This window comes from Streptomyces sp. NPDC008125 (assembly GCF_042957125.1).
Taxonomy (GTDB): domain Bacteria; phylum Actinomycetota; class Actinomycetes; order Streptomycetales; family Streptomycetaceae; genus Streptomyces.
Genome location: NZ_JBIBHR010000020.1, coordinates 1 through 15,292, shown reverse-complemented (window position 1 = coordinate 15,292; position 15,292 = coordinate 1). Strand labels below are relative to the sequence as shown.

Sequence of the window (15,292 nt, the reverse complement as noted above, 5' to 3'; positions counted from 1 at the left end):
TCACCGAACGAGCCGCCCGCAGAAGCCGGACGGCACGAAGAAGAACCGATGGAACCGAGAGGAAAAGACATGACTACCGCCATCGCCTCGCCGCAGTGCCTGGTGTGCGACACCGAATTCGTGATCGACCCCGACTGGGAGCGCGGCGAGATCGTCGAGTGCGGCGCCTGCGGCCAGGAACACGAACTCGTCGAGAAGACGGACGCCACGGTCCGCGTCGAGCTGGCCCCCGAGGTCGAGGAGGACTGGGGCGAGTGACTTCTCCCGAAGCGGGCGTCCTGCTGTCCGTCACCATGCTGCGGCCCGACGAGAAGGCGCTGCTGAAGGCGCTGCGTGCGGCGGACGTGCCGGTGCGTACGGCCTTGCTGGGAGACATGGCTCAGGTGCTGGCGGGGCGTACTGCCCCGCCGGGCCTGGCCCTGATCCGCAACCTGTCCCACCGGGAGGCCATGGGTGTGGCCCGACGGCTCCAGCTCGCGGGCGTTCCCACCCTGAACAGCGCGGAAACCATCGAGATCTGTAACGACAAGGGCCTGCAGGCCCTGCTCTTCGCCAGGCACTCCGTCCCTCACCCCGTCTCGCTGCACGCCTTCGACTACGAGCAGGTGCGGGCAGCCGTGGCCGAACTCGGTTACCCCGCCGTCCTCAAGCCCGTCAGCGGGTCCTGGGGGCGCGGTGTGACTCGGCTCTGCGACGAGGGTTCGGTGGCGGCGTGGATCGGCGGACGCGAGTCCGCCGACGCCGCGGGGAAACTCTTCCCCGTCCTGGTCCAGGAGTACATCGACAAGCCGGGGCACGACCTGCGGGTCGTCGTCGTCGGCCGCACTCCGGTCGTGGCGATCCAGCGCGTCTCGGACGACTGGCGCACCAACACTCACCTGGGTGCGGCAGTTCGGCGTGTGGAGATCGGCGACGAGATGCGACTGCGTTGCGCCCAGGTGGTGGACGCACTCGGCGAGGGCTTCTACGGAATCGACCTGGTGGAGGACCGGACGACCGGCCGGCTGCTCGTGCTGGAGGTGAACGCGAACCCTGAGTTCGCCCGCTCCTCCGCGCAGCACGGTGTGGACGTCGCCGGACTGCTCGCCGCACACGTCGCCGCGGACCTTCGCCACCGGGCCGCCCGACCGACCTCCTGACCGCCCGAACGGCGGGGACAACAACCGACGAGGAGTCATGGAACCATTCGACACGGCCACCGTGCTGGCCCGCGTGATGACCACCGGCGTGGTCATGAGCATCGAGAAGAGCGACCGGGAACTACCCGGTCTGGAAAGGCTGTTGACCAAGCAGTCCGGCCGTACCCATGCGGTCCTGGTCAACAGCCGCAGTGGCGCCCTGCACGCCGCCCTGGCGGGGCAGGGAATCGGGCACGGGGATGAGGTCGCCCGGCCCGGCCTCGACGCCAAGGACCGGTCGTTCCTCGGCTATCTGGGCATCACGGTCGCGGACGCCGCTGCCGGCGGCGCTCCCGCCTATGAGACCGTCGCTCTCGACCCGGGCAACGCCTCCCGGATACGGGACCTGACCCGCGCCGCCACGGCCCCGGCGCTCGTCGTGGATCTGACCGGCCTCGGATTCGGCCCCGCCGCGGCCGTCCTCACCGACGACGAACGGATCTGGGCCCGTGCCGAACGGCTGAAGATCTTCGGCGCGTACGACCTGCGCACCATGTGGACGCAGCAGGAGGACGCGACCGAGCTCGTGCCCGGCGTCCAGTTCAACTACCGCCTCAGTCCTCTCGTCGCCGCATGCGTCCGGATGGCCCTCAGCCAGGCGACCCGGCCCGCCCCCGTCACCGGAGCTGCCCAGTGATCACCGACTTTCCGTCCCGCCCCCTCCCTCTGCCCGATGCCGCGGAGACCGACGCCGAACTCGCCGCCTTCGGCGGCGGGCCGATGATCCCGAAGGACCTGCGCAGGTCCGTCTTCCCGGTGATCACCAAGGAGGACGTCTTCAACCTGATGCTCTCCCAGCGCTCCGACCCGCGGCGCGTGGTCGCCGACTTCGCCGAGGAGTACCGGCGCTACGTCGGAGCCTCGTACGCCCTGCCCACCGCCAGCGGCACCTCCAGCCTGCATCTCGCGCTGGTCGGCGCCGGGGTGGAGCCCGGCGACGAGGTCATCGTTCCCGCCTTCACCTTCATCGCCACCGCCCAAGCGGTCGTCGCCGCGCACGCGATCCCCGTGTTCGTGGACATCGACCCCCTCACCTACTGCATGGACCCGCAGGCCGCGGCCGCCGCGATCACGCCCCGCACCAGGGCGATCATGCCGGTGCACGTCCACGGACTGCCGGCCGACGTCCCCCGGCTCCGCGCGCTCGCGGACAGGCACGGCATCGCGTTCGTGGAGGACGCCTCGCACGCGCACTCCGCCTCGGTCGACGGGCGGATCGCCGGCTCGTTCGGTGACGCCGCCGGCCAGAGCCTCATGGCCGACAAGAACTTCCCACTCGGCGGCGAAGGGGGCATCGCGTTCTTCAAGGAGGCCGAATCCTACGAACGCGCCTCCGACTACCTGCGGCATCACGGCATCGACTACGGGATGTCCTGGGTCTCGGCGGCCTTCGGCAGCAGCCAGCTCGAACGCCTCCCCTACTACGACGAGGTGCGCGCCCGCAACGCGGCGCTCATCGCGGAATCGCTGGAGGGCACGGGCCTCTTCGCCCCGCCCCACGTCCCCGACGGGCACGTGCACGCGTACAACATGTACCGCGTCTCGCTGCGTCCGCAGGAGATCGGTCTGGAGGATCTCCCCGTCTGGGCGGTCAAGGAAGCGGTGCACGAACTGCTCGTCGCCGAAGGGGTCCCCGCACGCGAGTGGCAGAACACTCCGATCCCGTGCCACCTGCCTTTCCGGCACCGGGCCGGCTTCGGCAACGGATACCCCTTCACGCTCAATCCGGAAGCCGTGCGCGACCACCGTCCCGAGGACTTCCCGGTGACCCTGGGCATGCTGGAGAGCACCTTGGTGCTCTGCCGCGAGCTGCGCTCGCCGGTGGAGTACGAGCGGGCGCTGCGCTACGCCGACGCGTTCCACAAGGTCGCCCGGCGCCCCGACGCCATCCGCAAGCTCGTCTCGGAGGGCGACTACCGCCGTCCGCAGGAGAAGGCGGCCCGCCTTGGCTGATCACACGCTCAGGGTCGCGGTGATCGGCGCGAGCGGTTACACCGGGGGCGAGGTGATCCGGCTGTTGCTGGAACACCCCGGCGTCGAACTGGCCTTCCTCTCCGCCGAACGCAGCGCCGGTGTACCGGTGGGAGTCGTCCACCCGTGGCTGCGCAATCATCCCGCCGTCGCGAAGCTGAAGTTCCGGCCGCTGGCAGAGCTGCGTGACGTGGACGTCGCGTTCAGTTGCCTGCCGACGGGCGCACTGCCGCAGCGGCTCCCGCTCGTCGCCGACCGCGCCGGGCGCGTACTGAACCTGGCGGGCGACTTCCGGCTGCGGGACCCGAAGGAGGTGGAGCGCCACTATCCGAAGACCGCTCAGCATCCGCCGTCCGAGGAGTTCAGCTACTTCGTTCCGGAGCTGTCCGGCAGTCTGCCCGAGGGCAGATTCGTCAGCCTGCCCGGGTGCATGGCTGTCGCCACGCTCTACGGGCTGTACCCGCTGTTCGCCGGGAATCTGGCGAGCGACCGGGTCATCGTGGACGCCAAGACGGGTTCGACGGGAGGTGGCCGCGGAGGCAGCGAGCCGCCGGCCGAGCGGGCGGGGAACTTCCGGGTCCACAAGCTGCACGGACACCGGCACACCCCGGAGATCCACCAGGCGCTCGGGGAGTTCACCGGGGCGTCGATGGATCTGCAGTTCTCCACCCACAGCCTCGACGTACCGCGCGGCATCCTGGTGACGGCCTACTCCCGGCTCCGCGAGGGTGTGGAGTCGCTGGACGTCAAGCGCGCGTACGCCAAGGCGTACGTGGGCAAGCCGTTCGTGCGCGTGCGTCCGGCCCCCAAGGCCCCGCAGGACTTCCCCATGCTCAAGGCCGTCGTGGGATCGAACGTCGCCGAGGTGGCGGTCTCGGTCAAGGACGGCGAGTGCGTCACCGTGGCGGCCCTGGACAACCTCATCAAGGGGGCGGCGGGTCAGGCCATCCAGGCGATGAACCTGCTCAGCGGATTCGACGAGGCCCTGGGCCTGCCGCGAACGGCGGTGTCGCCGTGAAGCCTCTCTACGTGGTCAAGGTGGGCAGCGCCACGCTGGACCGCGGCGCCATCCACGAGGAGCTCGCGGCCCTCGTGGCACGGGGCGCCCGGGTGCTGCTGGTCGCCGGTGGTGCCGTGGGCATCGAACGGTACTACCGCTCGCTCGGCCGGCCCGTGCCTCAACTGCGTCTGCCGAACGGCGACGCGGTGCGCTACTGTCCGCCCGCGGAGATGGCCCACCTGGTCGACGCCTACGAGCGTGTGACGCTTCCGGCGGTGGCCGAGAAGCTGGAAGCCCTGGGCATCAGTGTCTTCACGTCCGTCGCCGCCCGTGGGGCTCTGGTGACCGGGCGGGTCAACCGGCCGCTGAAGACGGTGACCGATCTCGGCCGCGCCGTCGTGGTCCGCGACCACCGTGCCGGTGTTCCCGACGCGGTCGACACGGAACGGCTCAACGCCCTGCTCGACGCCTACGACGTGGTCTGCCTCTCTCCGCCGGTGAGCGACCGGGAGGGTGGTTCGCCGCTCAACGTCGACGCCGACGTCCTGGCCGCGGCGCTCGCCAACGCGCTGGGCGCCGACCACCTTCGGCTCGTCACCGGTACGGCCGGCCTGCTCACCGATCCGGCGGATCCCGCATCGACCCTCCGGCACGCCCATCCGGGCGAGGCGGGACGGTACGCGGGCGGCAGGATGCGGCAGAAGGTCAGGGCGGCAGAACTCGCCCTGGACGGCGTCGGCGACGTCGCCATCACCGGCCCGCACACGATGGCCGACCCGTCCGGCTGGACACGCTTCTGGCGAACCCGGGAGCCCGCGCCCGACCTGCGGTTGCTCGGCCGCGCCGTCGGCGTCCCGTCGGTCTCCGGCGACGAACACGAACTGGCGGAGTATCTGCGCCAGTGGTGTGCGGAGCGCGGCATCGAGGCGACGGTCGACGAGGCCGGCAACCTGGTGGCCACGCGCGGCACCGGGCACCGGCGGCTGATGCTCCTCGGACATCTGGACACGGTGCCGCACGGGTGGCCCGTCGAATGGCGCGGGGACGAACTGTGGGGCCGCGGCAGCGTGGACGCCAAGGGCAGCCTCGCGAACTTCCTCGAAGTGCTGGCGGAGGCCGACGTCCCCGAGGACGGGCAGATGCGCGTGGTGGGCGCTGTCGAGGAGGAGGTCTCCTCCTCCAAGGGGGCCTTCCACGTCCGCGACCACTACCCCGCCGACGCCGTGGTCATCGGGGAACCCAGCGGATCGGACACCCTGACCCTCGGCTACCACGGCCTGTTCAAGCTGCGGGTCACCGTCGGCGTGCCGAGCGGTCACTCCGCGGGCATGGACGCGGTCTCCGCTCCGGACGCCCTGTGGCGCGTGCTGGAGGAGATCCGCGGCGCGGTCCTCGGCGCCGCTCCGGAGACGCTCAGCGCCGTCATCGATGTCGAGTGCCGTACCGCGCGGGACCGGCACGAGGCCGTCGGAGTCCTCAACTTCCGTGTACCGCCCGGTGTGGAGATTGATCACCTGCGCAAGCTGGCGCTCGACCGCTCCTCGGAGCCGGAGGTCGTGGTCGAGGTGCTGCGGGCCACGCCCGGAGTGGCCTACGGGCGCACCGGTGCCCTGGCGAAGGTCTTCGCCCGGGCGTTCGGCGCGGCGGGCATCCGCCCCCGGCACGTCGTCAAGAAGGGCACGTCCGACATGAACACGCTCGCCACGACCTGGAAGGACGTCCCCATGGTGGCGTACGGCCCAGGTGACGCGTCCCTGGACCACACGGACGTGGAGCACATCACGGCGCAGGAGTACCGGACGGCGCGGATCGTGCTGGCCGACGCGGTCGGACGATGGTTCGCCCCGGTGGAGAGGGGTCGGCGATGACGGTCCTCATGGAGGCCGCGGCACCGCCGTCCGAGCTGACCGGGCGGGCTCTCGAAGCCCGGCGCCTGGTGGTCGACATGGCGGCCGGCCCGCGGGGCTGTCACCTCGGTGGCAGTCTCTCCGTCCTCGACATCCTCGTCGCCGCGCTCGACCGGGCGGCGCGCGGGGACGGCACGGAGGTCGTGCTCAGCAAGGGGCACGCGGCCGCCGGGCTCTACGCGGCCCTGCACGTCAGCGGCGTGCTGACGGAGAATCCCGCGCCGTTGTACGGCCTCGCCGGCGAACCGTACACCGGTCACCCCGGCCCCAAGGTGACCGGCGTCCGTTTCCCGACGGGCAGTCTCGGCCACGGTGTGCCGTACGCGGCGGGCTGGGCGCTGGCGGCGCGGCTGGCCGGGCGGAGCGGGCTGGGAATCGCCGTGGCCGGTGACGGCGAACTCCAGGAAGGGCTGGTCTGGGAGACGTGCCAGGTCGCCGCGGCCCAGCGCCTCGGCAACTTCGTGCTGGTCGTGGACCGCAACGGCGGTCAGAACGACGGCATGGTCGCCGACATCTCGCCGATGGACCGGCTGGCCGAGCGGTTTTCCGGTTTCGGCTTCGAGGTCGTCGAGACGGACGGCCACGACGTGGACGGCCTCGCGGCCCTCTTCGCCGCGGACCGTGCCCGTCTGGTCCGTCCGCTCGCGGTGATCGCGAACACCGTCAAGGGCAAGGGTCTGCCCCCCGTCGAAGGCCGGGCCGCCTCGCACTACGTCACCATCGACGCCGCGCGCGCCGCCAACTGGAAGCGAATGATCCGATGACCCTGTCCGGCCGTGACGCCTACCGGGCGGAGTTGACCGCGCTCGCCGCGGAGGACCCCCGCATCGTCTGTCTGGAGGCCGACCTCGGGGGCAAGGGGCACCCCTTCAAGGAAGCCCACCCCGACCGCTTCTTCAACCTCGGTATCGCCGAAGGCGCGATGATCGACATGGCCGCGGGTCTGGCGTCGGCCGGTCTGCGTCCGTTCGTCTCCACCTTCGCCCCGTTCGCCGCTCTGCGCGCCGCGGAGAGCCTGAAGCTGGCCCTCGGATATCTGGGGGCCGGTGTCACCGTGGTGGCTCCGTACGCGGGAGTCTCCGGTGCCTGGTTCGGCACCACGCACCATTGCCTGGAGGACCTGGCCGTGCTGCGGAGCATCCCCGGGGTGGCTGTCGCGGCGCCCCACGGGGAGGCGGACATGCGGACCGTGGTGCGGGCTGCCGCCGAGTCCGGCCGCCCGCACTACATCCGGACGGGCAGGAACGCCGCGTACCGGAGCCTGCCGGGGCCCGCCGGCGCTCTCGAACCGGTCAACTGGGTCGGACACGGCGGGCCCGACGACCTCTGCCTCGTATCCGTGGGCGAGGAGGGAACGCGTCTGGCGCTCGCCGCGGCCGAGTCGCGGGCCGACCTGGCACACGGGCACCTCACCTATGTGGACCGCGAGCATCTGACCGTATCCGCGGCGGAGTTGGGGTCCCGGTACCGCAGGTTCCTCGTCATCGAGGAGCACCGCCAGGAAGGCGGCGTCGCCGAGGCTCTGGCTCTGCTGCTGCCCCGGCACGAGGTCTACGGAGTCAACGCCGGCGCGCACTGGCCCGCCGAGGGCGGCGACCACCACGAGGTGCTCGCCCGTATCGGCCTCGCCCCGTCGGACGTGCGAGCCGCGGTGGAACGCGTCGCCCCGGCCGCCCTCTGACCGTTTTCACGCGGTGCGCCCCCGCGGGCGCACCGCCCCCGATCCACAGGAGAACCATGTCCCAGCAACTCGTCATCGACCACGAGGGCCGCGCGCCGGCCCCCGCCCCGCACGTGCCCGGAGCCAGGCGGGGCGGACGCCTCACCCTGCTCGCGGACGCGCCGCCGGAGCACACCGACCCGGCCCAGATGTACATCGGCACGACACTCGGCGTGGCCACCGGGCTCTTCCACCGCACGCTGACCGGCTATCTGGAGAGCCACGACGGCAGTCCGCGCATGCTCGTCGGAGATCTGGCGACCGACACCGGTCGCACGACCGACGGCGGCACGACCTGGACGTACACCCTGCGGGACGGGCTGAGGTTCGAGGACGGAACGCCCATCGACTCCTACGACGTCGCCCACGCGATCGCGCGCGCCTTCGGCCCGGACGGCGTGTACGGACCGCAGTTCGTCCAACAGGCGCTCGATCCCGACCGCCACTACCGGGGGCCGGGGCACGGTGAACCGCCGCCCGGTCTGGCCACGCCGGACGCCCGCACGCTGGTCTTCACCCTGCCGGAGCCCGACCCGCGCTTCCCCTTCCTCGTGACGACGACCACCACCACCCCGGTGCCGCGGGATCTGGACGACGGAGCCGACTACGAGACGACCTGGCTGTCCACCGGTCCGTACCGGGTGCGGGAGCGCGTCCCCGGGGACCACGTCCTGCTGGAGCGCAACCCTCACTGGGACGCCGCGACCGACCCGATCCGGCACCAGTACCCGGACGAGATCTACTGGGAATTCGGGGTGGACCGCGACCGGCAGACCGAGCGGCTGCTGAAGCCCTCCGGCGGCGACCGCAGCGCGGTGGCGACCTTCGACGTCTCGGAGGACCGGGTCGCGGCGGTCCGGGAGGACCCGGAACTCCTCGGTCGGGTCGTCGCCGGCCCCTCCGCCTACCTCCAGTACGTCTACATCAACACCCGCCGGGTGACCGACGTCGAGGTGCGCCGGGCTCTCAACCACGCCTTCGACCGCGCGACGTGCGTCGAACTGGCGGGCGGTGCGGCGGGGGCCGAAGCGGCCACCACCATCCTCGCTCCGATGACACCCGGCCACCGGATCTTCGACGCCCACCCGGCGGGAGCGCACGGTGATCCGCGCAAGGCCAGGGAACTGCTGGCCGGCAAGAAACTGCGTCCCCTGGTGTTCGCCTACCCTGACACGGCACCGAACGCTCCGGTGGCGCCGGCCGTGCGGCGGGCTCTGGAGAGCGCGGGCTTCACGATCGAGCTGCGACCCGTCGACAAGGCGTCCTTCTACAGCCTGATGGGCGACCGGGACAACGACTGCGATCTCATCTACGGCGTGTGGGGCCCCGACTTCCCGGACGCCTCCGGTGTCTTCGACGTGCTCTTCCGCGGCGACCGGCTCACGCCCAACGGCAACATGAACCTCTCCTACTTCGACGACCCCGAGGTGACCCGGGAGATCGAGAGGCTCAGCAGAATGCCCGACCGGGAGGCCGCCGCCGAGGGCTATGCCGCCCTCGACGAGCGGCTCATGACGGAGCACGCCCCCGTCGTCCCGGTCTACTACAAGCGGCAGTTCACCCTGTACGGACCCGCAGCACAGGGCCTGTTCCTCAGCGCGCAGTACTTCGTGCCCAACCTGACCCGCGCCCATGTCGCGGCCTGACCGGAGAGGAGGCGGATTCCCGATGTCCACTTCTGCTTCCCTGCGCACCGCCATGGAGAAGAACTTCGGCGGGCTGCCGCGCCCCTTCTGGATCCTCTTCGTCGGCATGATCGCCAACAGGATCGGCACGATGGTCGTTCCGTTCCTGGTGTTCTTCCTCGGCTCACGCGGTATCTCCACGGAGCAGACCGGCACCATCGTGGTGGCCCTCGGCGCCGGGGGCATGTTCGGCCCGGTACTCGGCGGGCTGCTGGCGGACCGTATCGGCCGCCGTCAGGCCGTCCTCATCGGTCTGGTCGCCACTCCGGCCGGACTGGGCTGCCTGTACGCGGCCCCCGGGCCGGCCACGCTGGCGGTCGCGGCGGCACTGCTGGGACTGATGTCGAGCATCTACCGGCCCGCCGCCTCGGCGTTGGTCGGAGATGTCGTCCACACCGAGCAGCGGGGCAAGGCGTTCAGTCTGCTGCACTGGGGCTTCAACATCGGCACCGCGGTGGCGAGCGCCGCCGCCGGCTACCTGGCGGGCCGGGGCTTCTGGCTCCTGTTCCTGCTGGACGGCCTGACCTGCCTGGCCTACGCGGTCATCGTGGTGCGCGGCATCCCGAAGGACCTGCCCCGCCCGGCGGTCGTCAAGGAGAAGGGCGGAGCCGGTTACGGCGTCGTCCTGCGCGACCGCCTCATGCTCACCCACATGGGTCTGAGCGCTCTCGGGATCACGATCTACACGATGACCGAGTTCGCCATCCCCATGTCGATCCGCGACGACGGCCTCTCCCCCGCCGTGTACGGCCTCGTCGGCGTCGCCAACGCGGTGATCGTCATCGCGTGCCAGCCGCTGATCTACGGCCGGCTCGCCCATCTGCCCCGTATGAAGGTGCTGGCCGCGTCCTGGGCGCTCATCGGGGTGGGCGTCGCCATGACGGGCCTCGCCCACCGGCCGTGGCAGTACATGCTCACCGTCGTCGTCTGGTCGGTCGGCGAGGTGGTCAACGGCGTGGTGGCCGGTGCGATCGTGACCGACCTCGCCCCCGAGGAAGCCCGCGGCCGCTACCAGGGAGCCCTCGCCTGGGTCTGGCAGCTCGCACGGCTCATCGCCCCCGCCACGGCGACCTGGCTCTTCAGCACCGTCGGTCCCTCGACGCTGTGGACCGCCTGTGCCGTGATCGGAATCCTCACCGCCTTCGCGACCCTGCGCCTCACCGGGCCGGTCGCGCGTCGCGCCCAAGCCACCCCCGCCGAGACCAAGACCCTGGAGACAGCGTGAACACCACGTCCACCCCCGACCCGTCCATCGCGTTCAACCAGCGGGAGGATCTGCGCGACCTCACCGGGAAAATCGACCGGCACCCGTCGCTGCGCAACTGGACCGGCTCCTACCTCGCCCGCCCCCTGTTCGTCGGCCACCGGGAGATCCTGCGCTTCAGCGACGACGTGCAGTGCCTCTTCGAGGTCATCACGTCACTTCCGAAGCGGCTCTTCGACGGTGATCTGGACGCGTACGTCGACGCGCTCGGAATCGACCCCGGCCGCTCGCGACTGATCCGGTCCCTCGGCGGCGTCAAGCCGCCGTGCTACGGGCGGGCCGACATGTACCACGACGGGACCTCGTTCAAGCTCCTGGAAATGGGAATCGCGAGCGAGGTCGGCGGAGCGGACCGCGCCGGCGAGATACCCCGCGCGCTGCTGGAGCACGCCGGCTTCGCCGGCTTCGCGCAGGAGCACGGCCTCGGCTACACGCACACCGGGCGCGAGGTCGCGGAGACGCTGCGGGAAGCGGGCGCCGCCATTTCGACGGAACCGGTCGTGGCGCTGCTGGAGGGACCGGGCGGGCTGGCGAACTACGCGAGCCACTGGAACACGTTCCGGGACGTGATGCGCGGCTTCGGCCTCGACTTCCACGTGGCGGAGATCGGCGACGTCGTGGAGCGCGGCGGCAAACTGCACCTGGGCGATACGGCGATCGACGTCGTACTGCGCTGCTTCACCGTCGAGGAGATCATCGCCGACGAACAGGGCTTCGCCCTCGTCGAGCCCGTGCTCCGGGCCCACCGCGAAGGCGGCACGGTGCTCTTCACTCCCCTGGAGAGCAATCTGTTCGCGAACAAGGGAGCGCTCGGCCTGCTGTCCGACTCCCGCCACCGCTCGAAGTTCTCCACCGACGAACTGGAGGTGATGGACCGGGTCCTGCCCTGGACGCGCACGCTCAGGAGCGCCGCCGACCTGGACGACGAACTCGTCGGCTACGCGCGGGACCATCGGAGCGAACTGATCCTCAAGCCCAACGGCTACTACGGCGGGATCGGTGTCGTCGCCGGCTGGTCCGTCGACGACGACACCTGGTGGAAGGCCCTGAAGGACGGCGTGGCGGACGGGTGTGTCGTCCAGCGGCGCGTCGTCCCGCGCTCCGAGCGGGTCGTCGACCCGGCGACCGGGGCCGAGGAGCCCTGGCAGGCGGCCTGGGGGCTGTTCTACACGCCGCGCGGTTACGCGGGCGCCTACGCACGGGCCGTTCCGGCCTTCGAAAGCCCGGTGATCGGCGTGACGGCCTACAAGAACACCCGGACGGCCGGCGTCTTCCACTACGGAGAGGACTGATCGTCCCGTGGCGGGCAACCTGACCCTGGAGGAAGCACGGCACCGTGCCGGGCTGTTGCGGGTGGACTCCTACCGGGTCGAACTCGACCTGACCGGCGGCGCCGAGACCTTCCGTTCCGTCACGACCGTGCGGTTCGGCTGCCGGTCCCCGGGCGCCGGCACGTTCCTGGAACTGGCCGACGCCGAGGTGCTGGACATCGTTCTCAACGGTGAGCCGCTCGACGCCCGGGCCGACGGGGGCCGGATCGCGCTGCCGGTCCTGCGCGAGGAGAACGAGGTGCGGGTGGTCGCGGACTGCCGTTACTCCCGCAGCGGCGAGGGACTCCACCGGTTCGTCGATCCGGTGGACGGGCGGACCTACCTCTACAGCCAGTTCGCGACGGCCGACGCCCACCGGGTCTTCGCCTGCTTCGACCAGCCCGATCTGAAGGCCGTCTTCGAACTGTCCGTCGTGGTTCCGGAGGAGTGGGAGGTGGCGTCCGCCACGGTCCCTGAACGGAGCGGCCCGGTGGCGGTGCCCGGGACCACGGCGTGGAACTTTCCCGCCTCCTTGCCGCTGCCGACGTACGCGTTCGCCGTCGTGGCGGGCCCGTACCACGTCGTGACGGACCGGTACCGGGGACCGGACGGTGTGGAGATTCCCCTCCGGATTCTGTGCCGGGCGTCGCTCGCCGGCGACCTCGACCACGACGCGCTCTTCGGTATCACCCGGAACGGCTTCCGCTTCTTCCAGGACCTGTTCGCGACGGCCTACCCCTTCGAGAAGTACGACCAGGTCTTCGCGCCCGAGTTCAACCTGGGCGCCATGGAGAACGCCGCGTGTGTCACCGTGAACGAGAAGTACGTCTTCGGGCCGGCCCCGGCCGGTCCGCTCAGGGAGCGCCGCGCGGAAACGCTGCTGCACGAGATGGCCCACATGTGGTTCGGCGACCTCGTCACCATGGCCTGGTGGGACGATCTGTGGCTCAACGAGTCGTTCGCGACCTGGGCAGGGGTGCTGGCCCAGAGCGAGACCACCGAGTGGACCGGTGCGTGGACGACGTTCGCGACTCTGCGCAAGACGGAGGCGTACCGGCAGGACCAGCTCCCTTCCACGCACCCCATCGCCGCCGACATCCCCGACGTGGCGGCCACCGAGGTCAACTTCGACGGGATCACCTACCTGAAGGGCGCTTCCGCGATCAAACAGCTGGTGTCCCATGTCGGCCGGGCGAATTTCGTCGAGGGGGTCCGCCGCTACGTACGACGGCACGCCTGGCGGAACACCCGCCTCGTGGACCTCCTCTCGGCTCTGGAGGAGACCTCCGGCCGTGACCTCGGGGCCTGGTCGGAGGAGTGGCTGGAGACCGCGGGCGTCAACACCTTGCGTCTGGAGTACACCTGCGACGACCAGGGGGTGCTGACCTCCTGCGCCGTCCTGCAGGAAGCCCCCGCGGCGCACCCGGTGACGCGCTCGCACCGGGTGGCGGTCGGTCTGTACGGGCACTCTCCGGAGGGGCTGGTGCGCCACCACCGGGTGGAACTGGACGTCAGGGGCGAGCGGACCGAGGTGGCCGCTCTGGTGGGCCTGGAACGCCCGGCGCTCCTGCTGCTCAACGACGACGACCTGACGTACGCCAAGGTGCGCCTCGACGCCCATTCGCTCCGCGGCGTGCTGGAAGGGGGCTCGGGACAGGACGGTGGTCCGCCGGTGGCCGCCGTCCGCGACCCCCTGGCGGCGGCGCTGGTGTGGTCGATCCTCTGGGACATGACGAGGGACGGGGAGTTGCCCGCCCGGAAGTACGTGTCCCTGGTGGCCGACGGACTCCCCCACGTGACGGACCCGACGCTGGCACAGGCGCTCCACGACCGGGCCCTGAAGGCCGTACGGGAGTACGTGGCACCCTCCTGGCGGGCAAGGGGCCTCGCGGAACTCGCCGGTGTGTCGCTCGCGCTGGTGCGCCGGTCGGAACCGGGATCCGAGCTGTGCCTCGTCCACCTCCGCGCCTTCGTGCACGCCGCCCGCTCGTCCGAACACATGGCGGAGCTCTCCCGGTTGCTCGACGGGGACCGTCTGGACGACGCCGAGCTGCGGTGGACGGTACTGCGACGGCTCGTGGCCCTAGGGGAGCGGGACGGGCCGGCCGTCGACGCGGAATGCCTGCGCGATCCCTCGGCCGCCGGGGAACGGCACGCCGCGGCGTGCCGGGCGGCGATCCCCACCGTTCGTGCGAAGGCGGAAGCATGGCGACGAATACTGAGCGGAGAACTGGCGGGGGGCACCTTCTGGGGCACTCTCGAAGGCTTCTGCGAACCGGGTCACCACTCCTTGCCCGACGGCTACGACACGGCCTACTTCGAGGTCGTCGGCCGCGTGTGGGAGGAGTTGGCGGGCGGCCGGGCGCTGCGCTTCGCCCGCGAGGCGTTTCCGGCGGCTTCGATCGGCGAGGCCACGGTGGCCGCCGCACAGGCCCGGATCGACCGGCCCGGCACGCCGGCGGCCCTCCGCCGGGTGCTGGCGGAGGGGCGTTCGGACCTGCTCCGGGCCCTCCGTGCCCAGCGGACCGACGCGACCATGTCCACGAACACCCTTGCCAACAACCGGAATGGGGACCACTGATGGAGTCGGCCGAAATTCGCCGTCGCTGGCTGAGCTACTTCGAGGAGCGCGGCCACACCGTCGTCCCTTCGGCGTCGCTCATCGCGGACGACCCGACTCTGCTGCTGGTCAACGCGGGCATGGTGCCCTTCAAGCCGTACTTCCTCGGTGAGGCCAAGCCCCCGGCTCCCCGTGCCACCAGCGTGCAGAAGTGCGTCCGTACCCCGGACATCGAAGAGGTCGGCAAGACCACCCGCCACGGCACGTTCTTCCAGATGTGCGGCAACTTCTCCTTCGGCGACTACTTCAAGGAAGGCGCCATCAAGCACGCCTGGGAGCTGCTGACCAGTTCCGTGGCGGACGGCGGCTACGGCCTGGAGGCGGAGAAGCTCTGGATCACCGTCTACCTCGACGACGACGAGGCCGAGACGATCTGGCGGGACGTGATCGGTGTGCCCTCCGAGCGCATCCAGCGCCTCGGCAAGAAGGACAACTTCTGGTCCATGGGCGTCCCCGGCCCCTGCGGCCCCTGTTCCGAGATCAACTACGACCGCGGCCCCGAGTTCGGTGCCGAGGGCGGCCCGGCCGTCAACGACGAGCGCTACGTGGAGATCTGGAACCTGGTCTTCATGCAGTACGAGCGCGGTGCCGGCGACGGCAAGGAGGACTTCCCGATCCTGGGGGACCTGCCGTCCAA

13 protein-coding genes are annotated in these 15,292 nt (G+C 70.9%); all 13 read left to right on the top strand.

Translation table 11 applies throughout. The features are described from left to right. Positions 1 to 69: 69 nt before the first annotated feature. The gene (locus tag ACFZAX_RS28335; RefSeq protein WP_390965123.1) at positions 70 to 258 is read left to right on the top strand and encodes a lysine biosynthesis protein LysW; all 189 of its coding nucleotides are present in this window, start codon (positions 70 to 72) and stop codon (positions 256 to 258) included. After that, on the top strand, positions 255 to 1,139 hold the full coding sequence (locus ACFZAX_RS28330; RefSeq protein ID WP_390965122.1) for a RimK family alpha-L-glutamate ligase: 885 nt from the start codon (positions 255 to 257) through the stop codon (positions 1,137 to 1,139). Before ACFZAX_RS28335 ends, ACFZAX_RS28330 begins: the two co-directional genes overlap by 4 nt. A 37-nt stretch (positions 1,140 to 1,176) precedes the next feature. Further along, positions 1,177 to 1,815, top strand: a complete 639-nt coding sequence (locus tag ACFZAX_RS28325; protein WP_390965121.1) for a DegT/DnrJ/EryC1/StrS family aminotransferase — start codon at positions 1,177 to 1,179, stop codon at positions 1,813 to 1,815. After that, the gene (locus tag ACFZAX_RS28320; protein ID WP_390965120.1) at positions 1,812 to 3,131 is read left to right on the top strand and encodes a DegT/DnrJ/EryC1/StrS family aminotransferase; all 1,320 of its coding nucleotides are present in this window, start codon (positions 1,812 to 1,814) and stop codon (positions 3,129 to 3,131) included. The genes ACFZAX_RS28325 and ACFZAX_RS28320 overlap by 4 nt, the downstream gene beginning before the upstream one ends. Beyond that, positions 3,124 to 4,167 (top strand): N-acetyl-gamma-glutamyl-phosphate reductase, encoded by a 1,044-nt coding sequence (gene argC / locus ACFZAX_RS28315; RefSeq protein ID WP_390965119.1) that lies wholly within the window; start codon positions 3,124 to 3,126, stop codon positions 4,165 to 4,167. Before ACFZAX_RS28320 ends, argC begins: the two co-directional genes overlap by 8 nt. Further along, positions 4,164 to 6,017 (top strand): M20/M25/M40 family metallo-hydrolase, encoded by a 1,854-nt coding sequence (locus ACFZAX_RS28310; protein ID WP_390965118.1) that lies wholly within the window; start codon positions 4,164 to 4,166, stop codon positions 6,015 to 6,017. The genes argC and ACFZAX_RS28310 overlap by 4 nt, the downstream gene beginning before the upstream one ends. Then, positions 6,014 to 6,820 carry a thiamine pyrophosphate-dependent enzyme gene (locus ACFZAX_RS28305; protein WP_390965117.1) on the top strand — a complete coding sequence of 269 codons (807 nt, stop codon included), beginning with the start codon at positions 6,014 to 6,016 and terminating at the stop codon, positions 6,818 to 6,820. The genes ACFZAX_RS28310 and ACFZAX_RS28305 overlap by 4 nt, the downstream gene beginning before the upstream one ends. Continuing rightward, positions 6,817 to 7,737, top strand: a complete 921-nt coding sequence (locus tag ACFZAX_RS28300) for a transketolase family protein (protein WP_390965116.1) — start codon at positions 6,817 to 6,819, stop codon at positions 7,735 to 7,737. Before ACFZAX_RS28305 ends, ACFZAX_RS28300 begins: the two co-directional genes overlap by 4 nt. 56 nt (positions 7,738 to 7,793) lie before the next feature. Beyond that, positions 7,794 to 9,422 carry an ABC transporter substrate-binding protein gene (locus ACFZAX_RS28295; RefSeq protein ID WP_390965115.1) on the top strand — a complete coding sequence of 543 codons (1,629 nt, stop codon included), beginning with the start codon at positions 7,794 to 7,796 and terminating at the stop codon, positions 9,420 to 9,422. A gap of 22 nt (positions 9,423 to 9,444) precedes the next feature. Continuing rightward, positions 9,445 to 10,686: an MFS transporter gene (locus ACFZAX_RS28290; RefSeq protein WP_390965114.1), complete on the top strand. Its 1,242-nt coding sequence runs from the start codon at positions 9,445 to 9,447 to the stop codon at positions 10,684 to 10,686. Continuing rightward, the gene (locus ACFZAX_RS28285) at positions 10,683 to 12,017 is read left to right on the top strand and encodes a hypothetical protein (protein WP_390965113.1); all 1,335 of its coding nucleotides are present in this window, start codon (positions 10,683 to 10,685) and stop codon (positions 12,015 to 12,017) included. The genes ACFZAX_RS28290 and ACFZAX_RS28285 overlap by 4 nt, the downstream gene beginning before the upstream one ends. A gap of 7 nt (positions 12,018 to 12,024) precedes the next feature. Next, positions 12,025 to 14,616 (top strand): aminopeptidase N, encoded by a 2,592-nt coding sequence (gene pepN, locus ACFZAX_RS28280; protein ID WP_390965112.1) that lies wholly within the window; start codon positions 12,025 to 12,027, stop codon positions 14,614 to 14,616. Then, on the top strand, positions 14,616 to 15,292 hold a 677-nt coding region (locus ACFZAX_RS28275), incomplete at its 3' end, for an alanine--tRNA ligase-related protein (protein ID WP_390965111.1). The genes pepN and ACFZAX_RS28275, both read left to right, overlap by 1 nt.

Coding starts and splice junctions, on each gene's coding strand:
- ACFZAX_RS28335 (WP_390965123.1), top strand. CDS start 70: ATGACTACCGCCATCGCCTCGCCGCAGTGCCTGGTGTGCGACACCGAA.
- ACFZAX_RS28325 (WP_390965121.1), top strand. CDS start 1,177: ATGGAACCATTCGACACGGCCACCGTGCTGGCCCGCGTGATGACCACC.
- ACFZAX_RS28305 (WP_390965117.1), top strand. CDS start 6,014: ATGACGGTCCTCATGGAGGCCGCGGCACCGCCGTCCGAGCTGACCGGG.
- ACFZAX_RS28300 (WP_390965116.1), top strand. CDS start 6,817: ATGACCCTGTCCGGCCGTGACGCCTACCGGGCGGAGTTGACCGCGCTC.
- ACFZAX_RS28295 (WP_390965115.1), top strand. CDS start 7,794: ATGTCCCAGCAACTCGTCATCGACCACGAGGGCCGCGCGCCGGCCCCC.
- ACFZAX_RS28290 (WP_390965114.1), top strand. CDS start 9,445: ATGTCCACTTCTGCTTCCCTGCGCACCGCCATGGAGAAGAACTTCGGC.